Origin of the sequence: Flavobacterium sp. F52 (assembly GCF_000278705.1) — a bacterium.
GTDB lineage: Bacteria > Bacteroidota > Bacteroidia > Flavobacteriales > Flavobacteriaceae > Flavobacterium > Flavobacterium anhuiense.
The window spans coordinates 1-4,018 of record NZ_AKZQ01000017.1 but is presented as its reverse complement, the minus strand read 5'-3'; the positions used below and the strand labels follow the sequence as shown (position 1 = coordinate 4,018).

At 36.0% G+C, this 4,018-nt stretch carries 2 protein-coding genes; one reads left to right on the top strand and one right to left on the bottom strand.

Features of this window, described 5'->3' with window-relative positions:
• Nucleotides 1–16: 16 nt before the first annotated feature.
• Nucleotides 17–2,455: a TonB-dependent receptor gene (locus tag FF52_RS04375; protein WP_008463300.1), complete on the bottom strand. Its 2,439-nt coding sequence runs from the start codon at nucleotides 2,453–2,455 to the stop codon at nucleotides 17–19.
• A 238-nt stretch (nucleotides 2,456–2,693) separates the two neighbouring features.
• Here FF52_RS04375 and FF52_RS04370 point away from each other — a divergent pair, with 238 nt between their 5' ends.
• A complete protein-coding gene (locus FF52_RS04370) occupies nucleotides 2,694–3,971 on the top strand; it encodes an acetyl-CoA C-acetyltransferase (RefSeq protein ID WP_008463299.1) in 1,278 nt (425 codons plus the stop codon).
• The last annotated feature ends 47 nt before the right edge of the window (nucleotides 3,972–4,018 follow it).

Genomic DNA, 4,018 nt, shown 5'->3' with positions numbered 1-4,018 from the left:
CAGAACCTTAGCGCCTTTAAAACTTATAAGTAACCCCAACTCTAAAATTTCTTGGCGCTTCAGCCTGCCAGTAATAAGCATTTAACCAACTGTAGAATGAACCGCTATATAAATATTTATCTAAGATGTTGAATACGTTTGCAGTAACTTTGACTTTACCAGTTTCATAAGATAAACCTCCATCCAATTTAAAGTAAGAAGGTAATTTTTGAAGACCTTCACTCCAAGTATCCGTCTGACGTCCGTCAAGGAAAGTTCCTCCTATAGAAGCGCCAAAACCTTTCAGTTTACCATTTTGAAGCGTATAATTTAACCATGCATTTGCTGTATGTTTTGCATAACCAGGCACAATATCTCCAACATTAATACCATTAGCTTGAGAAACAGCTGGATCAACTTTAGTTACCGTTGATTCTGTAAAGGCATAATTTGCAATAAGATTTAAGCCATCAAAGATTTTTCCTCTAACATCAAATTCAACACCGCGAGCTCTTTTTTCACCCAAAACAATTTTATACTGTTCGTTTGGCTGATTACTAGGATCTGCTGTTAACTCATTCTTCTTTAAGATATTGTAAACCGATACACTTGTATTCCAAGAACCGTCAAACCAATCTTTTTTAAGTCCAAATTCAACATTATTTCCAGTAAGAGGTTTTACATCGCCACTTCTTACTACACCAGATTGAGGTGTAAAAGCTTGATCATATAACCCGTAAACTGCAAAATCATCAGTAATAGAATAACTTAAACCAGCACGAGGCGTAATATGGCTATCCTCAATTGGTTCTGCCTCGTAGCTGCTAGTTTGACTAATCCAAGTATATCTTGCAGCAAGGGTCAATCTTAATCTATTTTCTAAAAAGCCAAGCTCATCTTGAACATAACCTGCCGCATATTTCGAACCGTAAAGTCCGCCAGCTCTTTGGCTTAAAGGAGTATCGTGATCAAATTGCGGTAAACCATTTGATGGCGTACCATAATTTGGATTATAAACATTAAACGGATTATCAACTGTATCTAAATCATGAGACTGTCCCCAATCTGCCATATAATCTTTGTTTCCTAAATCTACTCCACCCAATACTTTATGAGAAACATTTCCTGTATTGAATTTTCCGTTTACGAAAATCTGTCCTAGATACATATTACTTTCTGCATCCCAAATACCAACATTTCTGATAATCTCACCAGCTGCAAGGTTTCCTTCCGGAATGCCATCAAAATTTCTATCAACTGGTCCAGGACCAACAACACCTGGCCAAGAGCTATATCCCTGCTGAATGTATTTAAAATAAGACGTTTGCGCTGTAAGTTTCCAATTTTCGTCAAACTTATGTTCAAACTGCAGATAACCACTATGATCTTGAATATTAGTATCTGGCAATCCAGGCTGTGTCATGGTAAAATTGCGAGGCAAAGTTGCATAACCTCCTGATTGTGGTCCAAAAACATAGTAAGAACCTACTTCGGTCATATTTGCATATTGAAAGTTGTATTCAAATGTCAATTTTGTTTTATCATCAATCTGATAAGAAATTACAGGCGCAATTACGTAACGGTCGTTATGCTCAAACGGACGGAATGATCCTTTCTTTTGTGCAGCTCCGTTAAATCTGTATAATAATTTTCCTTTTTTATCTAATTTTCCGTCAAGATCGAGGCTTACTCTATAAAAATCATAGCTTCCGCCAAGTACACTTACTTCGCCTTTTGTTACTCCCGTAGGCTTTTTAGTTACCACGTTGTATAATCCGCTTGGGTCACCGCTTGAAAGCATGAAACCAGCAGGACCTTTTACAAACTCGATATGATCTACAAAACTCATATCTTCAGTTAATGGTCCCCAAAACGAAGAAACCACGTTAAATCCGTTCCTAAAAGCTTGAATTTGAGAACCTCTCATTGTAATATTCGTATACAAATCTCCCCAATGCTCCAAACGTACAGCACCACTCACGTTACGAATCACACCGTCACTCATGCTCGTAATCTGCTGGTCTTTTAAAGTCTGTCCGCTTACAATTTGTATGTTTTGAGGAATTTCTAAAACTGGAGTCTGAAGACGCAAAGACAATGAAGGTTTGTCTTGCTTGTATTTATTCTTTTTAATTACCACTTCTTCTAGATCTTCTTGGCTTTCAGAAAGAGAAAAATTCTTAGTTGTGGTTTGTTTTGAATTGACTACAATTTTATCCTCAACAGGCTGAATTCCCACACCCTTTAATACAATGGTATATGTTCCTGGCTTTACATTTTTAATTTCATAATGTCCTGAAACACTAGTAATATCTGAATATTTTGTTCCTTTTAAAGCGACAGCAATATTTTCAGCTGGTTTATTGCCACTCAAAGAAATTTTCCCATTTACATTTCCAAGCTGTTGTGCCATTAAATTTAATGAGCTTAAAAACAGCATAAAAAAATAAACTTTTGGATTTAAAATTATTTTCATTTGGTTTTGATTTTAAATTGAGCGACAAAAGTATACGCAAATCTCAACTTTTCCAAATTATTTTAATTCATTCTAAATAAATACAACAAATTATACTAAATCAGTAATAATAAATTTTAAATCAGACATATTTAAGTTATTTCTTGATAATATTAATCTAGATTAAGCATCAAACCGAAATCTATTTCTATCTTTATAGTTCTAAATTTCAAAAACCAAAAACAAATAACTTCCTGATATGAAATCAAATACCATAAGAAAAGTTGCCATTGTCGGCTATAACAGAATTCCTTTTGCAAGAGCTAATACGGCTTATTCCAATGTAGGAAACAAAGAAATGATGACCGCTGCACTCAATGGTCTTATTGATAAATACAATCTAAAAGGGAAATTATTAGGCGAAGTTGCAGGAGGCGCCGTAATCAAACATACTTACGATAATAATTTAATTCGCGAATGTGTCATGCAGACTAGCCTCGACCCCGCTACTCCTGCTTGCGATTTACAGCAAGCCTGCGATACGGGAATTGAAAGCGCTATTTATATTGCAAATAAAATTGCACTCGGACAAATCGATTCTGGAATTGCGGGTGGTGTAGATTCTATCAGTGATATGCCGATTGCTGTGAGCGAGAAACTTCGAAAAATATTGCTAGATGCCCGAAAAGCAAAATCATTGGGAGAAAAAATCAAAACCTTTCTAAAACTTCGTCCGAAAGATTTATCTCCATTAGTGCCTCGAAATGAAGAATCACAAACGGGACTTTCTATGGGCGGACATACTGAAATCACTGCAAAATATTATAAAATTTCCCGCGAAGAGCAAGATCAATTTGCTTTAAAAAGTCATTTGAATATGGCTAAAGCGTATGATGAAGGCTTTTTTGATGATATGATTACGCCTTTCAACGGCTTGGAAAAAGATAATAACCTTAGAAGAGACAGTACCATTGAAAAATTAGCCAAACTAAATCCTGCTTTTGATAAAGTAAACGGAACTCTTACCGCAGGAAATTCAACTCCATTGACAGACGGGGCTTCTTGTGTGCTTCTAGCTAGCGAAGAATGGGCAAAAGAACAGGGACTTCCTATTTTGGCTTATATTACTTTTGGTGAGATTGCGGCTATAGAATACGTCAAAAATCAGCAGAATCTATTGCTTGCGCCTTTATTTGCAGTTTCAAGAATGCTTGAAAAAGCAGATTTAACTCTTCAAGATTTTGATTACTACGAAATTCACGAAGCTTTTGCAGCGCAGGTTTTAGCTACTTTAAAAATTTGGGAAAGTCCAGAATTGAGTGCCGAAATTGGCTTAAAGAAAACTTTAGGCGCTATTGATCGAAATAAATTGAATGTAAAAGGCAGCAGTTTGGCGGCAGCACATCCTTTTGCAGCAACTGGAGGAAGAATTATTGGCGTAATGGCAAAACTGCTTAACGAAAAAGGTTCCGGAAGAGGATTAATTTCTATTTGTGCCGCGGGCGGACAAGGAGTAACGATGATAATTGAGAAATAATTCCTCTTTCACAATTTAATTTTATAATCTGCTAAATCTGCGGGAAA

What these genes read in the sequence shown, in the direction of transcription:
- FF52_RS04375 (WP_008463300.1), bottom strand. Translation starts at nt 2,455, where the DNA reads ATGAAAATAATTTTAAATCCAAAAGTTTATTTTTTTATGCTGTTTTTA.
- FF52_RS04370 (WP_008463299.1), top strand. Translation starts at nt 2,694, where the DNA reads ATGAAATCAAATACCATAAGAAAAGTTGCCATTGTCGGCTATAACAGA.